Source organism: Dietzia sp. E1, from assembly GCF_014145015.1.
Taxonomy (GTDB): Bacteria; Actinomycetota; Actinomycetes; order Mycobacteriales; family Mycobacteriaceae; genus Dietzia; species Dietzia cinnamea_A.
In genome coordinates this window covers 1-3,124 of record NZ_JAALDU010000530.1, presented here as the reverse complement: position 1 = coordinate 3,124, position 3,124 = coordinate 1, and the positions used below count along the sequence as shown (strand labels likewise).

Sequence of the window (3,124 nt, the reverse complement as noted above, 5' to 3'; positions counted from 1 at the left end):
GATGGACGGGTTCGCCGGCTACCACTCCGCCGCCGCCAAAGCCGTTCCCGCTGCCCGGACGGTGATGGACCCCTTCCACGTCGTGCGCCTGGCCGCCGACAAGCTCACCGTGTGCCGCCAACGCATCCAGCAGGCCACCACCGGGCACCGGGGCCGCACGGGCGATCCGCTGTACGGCATCCGCCGGACCTTGAACACCCGAGCCGAGCTGCTCACCGACAAGCAGAAGGTGCGCCTGTTCAAGGCGTTCACCGCCCATGATGCGCACGCGGCGGTCGAGGTCACCTACGGCGTCTACCAGCGACTCATCGCCGCCTACGACGCCGCCGGCAAGCGGGAGGGCAAGATCGCGATGTACAAGCTCCTGCGCTCGATCCGGACCGGTGTACCCGCAGAACTCCCGGAGCTCGCGCAGCTCGGCCGGTCATTGTGGAAGCGGCACCGCGAAATCCTCGCGTACTTCGACGTGGGCGCCTCCAACGGACCCGTCGAGGCCATCAACGGCCGACTGGAACACCTCCGCGGGATCGCCCTGGGCTTCCGCAACCTCAAGCACTACATCTTGCGGTCACTGATCCACTCCGGCCGGCTTCAGGATCGGATCAATGCACTCTGATTCCGGAAGAGCCGGTTTAGGTTCCGAAGACTCGGCCCTGTACCGCGTACCGGCCAGATGGTCTTGACTAACCTGCGTCGGCCGCAGATTCCAGTAGCCTGACACAATCAGATGAGCGGATATCGGAGTCACGAAGGAGAGCGGTTCTCACGGGCAGTGCCCCCAGTCGGACTCGAACCGACACTGAAACGGTTTTAAGCCGTCTGCCTCTGCCAATTGGGCTATGGGGGCCTTCCGACCCCGCCGGAGCGAGACCGGGTGGCGCGCAGGGCGCCAGGGGCCGGACTAGCCGGCCAGGCGGGTCAACACCGACATCGCGATGCCGTCCAGGATGTCCTTCTCACTCACAGTGAGCTCGGACAACCCCGCGCGCTCAAACATCTCATCACACAGGGCCTGGACCACGATCGCTCCCCCGCCGATCACGTCCGCGCGGCCCGGGTGCATCGGCCCCATGCTGCGCCGCTCAGTCACCGATGAGGCCACCAGTCGGTCGCACACCTCACGCATCCGGTCCAGCGAGATGACGCTGCCGTGGATCCGCTCCGGGTCGTACTCCCCCAGGTTCTGCGCCAGCGCGCTCATCGTGGTGAAGGTGCCCGCCACGCCGACCCAGCGGGCGGCGCGGCCCACCGGCACGTCGCCGGCCTCCGCCAGCGCCTGAGCCACCACCGAACGGGCTTCGGCGAGCTCGTCGGCAGCGGGCGGGTCCGAGTGGAGCACCCGCTCGGTGATCCGCACACAGCCGATGTCCAGGCTGCGCGAGCCGAGCAGCCGCACCTGGCCGTCGGCGAGCTCGCCCACCACGATCTCCGTGGACCCACCGCCGAGGTCGGTCACCACGAATGGCCCATCAGAAGGCGAGAGGTCGGACACCCCGCCGGCGAAGGTCAGCTCGGCCTCGGTCTGCCCGGAGATCACCTCGGCAACAGCGCCCGGGAAGTGGGCGCCCAGCACCTCGGCGGTCATGCCGAAGAACTCATCCTTGTTGGCGGCGTCCCGCGTCGCGGAGGTGGCCACCATCCGCACCGACTGCACGCCGAGCTCGGCCATCGCGGCCACGTAGTCGGTGAGCGCGGTCCGGCAGCGGAAGATCGCCCCCTCGGACAGCCGGCCGGTGGCGTCCACGCCCTCGCCGAGGCGGATGATCCGCATCTCGCGCACCACGTCGGTCAGCCCGGGCCGGCCGGGCACACCGTCGGCCACGAGCAGGCGGATGGAGTTGGTGCCGCAGTCGATCGCCCCGACGCGCACAGCAGCGGTCACTGCCCGTCCATGGCGTGGTAGTCGGGCACGCCCAACTCCTCGGGCGTGGGCCAGTCGGAAGGCAGAGCGGTGCCGCGCAGCCCGGCCTCGCAGGCCAGCGCCACGGACTCGTCGCCCAGCCACACCACGCCCGGCCCCTCGGCCAGCGCATACGCCATCAGGACATGCAGACACTTGACGCGCTCGGGCATGCCGCCACCGCTGAAGTCCGTGCCGAGGTCCTCGATCGCGTTCCGCTTCTCCAGGTACCGCTCGTGCGCCTGCAGATAGTTGGCGGCCAGCTCGGGCTCGTTGGCCAGCCTCGTCGTCATTCCCCTCATGATCCCCGCGGATTCCTGACGGCTCGCCTCGGCGGTGAGCCGCGGATCGGTGAGGTAGTACAGCGTGGGGAACGGGGTGCCGTCCTCGAGCCGCGGCGCGGTCTTGACCACCCCGGGCCGCCCGTCGGGGCTGCGGTAGGACACCTCCAGCACCCCGCGCGGCGGCCGACCCAGCTGGGCGGCGATCGCGTCGAGGTCAGCTTGGGACACGCTCTGTTCGGCGCTCACGCTAGGGGTTCTCCTGTGGTTGTTCCTGGACGCCGCCCGGGATGGGGGCGGCGGGGTCGTCACCGCCGGGCACGCCGTCGGGGACGACCGGTACGGCCGGGGTGTCGGGGCCGCCGGGGATCGAGGTGCCCTCGAGCAGCGCCGAGTCCTCCGGCATTATCGGGTCGGTCGGCTCGGAGATCGACCGCCACACCCGCGTCTGCCACGGCAGCGCCGCGATCTCCGCCGCCCGCTGCTCGGCCGCCGCCTGCTCCACCGGATCCACCATGGACACCCGGTACGGCGTCTCCCCCGGCTTCACGGCGCCGAAGCGGATGCGGGCCTGCTGCTCGATGTACGCCGGGTCGGACAGCAGCTCCTGCTCGGCCTCGAGCTCGGCGATCGTCGCCTCGAGCGCGGCCCGCTCCTGCGCCACGGCCTTTTCGTCGCGCAGGAACTGGTAGTGGTTGCGCAACGGGAACGAGACCGTGACCAACAGGATGATGGCGACGACGGCGAGGAGACCGATCCGCCGCGGTGTGTAGTTCCGCGGGCCCAACAGGGTGTCGGACAGGTCCGTGCGCGTGGTGAGACGGTGGGCCTCCGGGTGCGCGGTGGTGCCGATCCTGCCGGAGCGGGCGGACGCCGGGACGGGCCGGTCCCGTTCGCGGCTCGGCGTCCGCCGGCGGGGCGGCTGCCGACGAGTGCCGTCGGC

Annotated in this window: 4 protein-coding genes and 1 tRNA gene; 1 reads left to right on the top strand and 4 read right to left on the bottom strand. The window is 70.5% G+C overall.

Annotated features, from left to right (window positions below):
- Positions 1-616: transposase (locus G6030_RS15125; RefSeq protein WP_182643679.1), on the top strand; the 616-nt coding region annotated here is incomplete at its 5' end.
- A gap of 157 nt (positions 617-773) precedes the next feature.
- Here the strand turns inward: G6030_RS15125 and G6030_RS15120 are convergent.
- From G6030_RS15120 to G6030_RS15105, 4 genes are all read right to left on the bottom strand, one after another.
- Positions 774-847: transfer RNA gene (locus tag G6030_RS15120), tRNA-Leu, on the bottom strand.
- A gap of 54 nt (positions 848-901) precedes the next feature.
- On the bottom strand, positions 902-1,882 hold the full coding sequence (locus G6030_RS15115; RefSeq protein WP_182643678.1) for a Ppx/GppA family phosphatase: 981 nt from the start codon (positions 1,880-1,882) through the stop codon (positions 902-904).
- Positions 1,879-2,430 (bottom strand): DUF501 domain-containing protein, encoded by a 552-nt coding sequence (locus G6030_RS15110; RefSeq protein WP_182643677.1) that lies wholly within the window; start codon positions 2,428-2,430, stop codon positions 1,879-1,881. The genes G6030_RS15115 and G6030_RS15110 overlap by 4 nt, the downstream gene beginning before the upstream one ends.
- Before the next feature lies 1 nt (position 2,431).
- Positions 2,432-3,124: septum formation initiator family protein (locus G6030_RS15105; RefSeq protein WP_182643676.1), on the bottom strand; the 693-nt coding region annotated here is incomplete at its 5' end.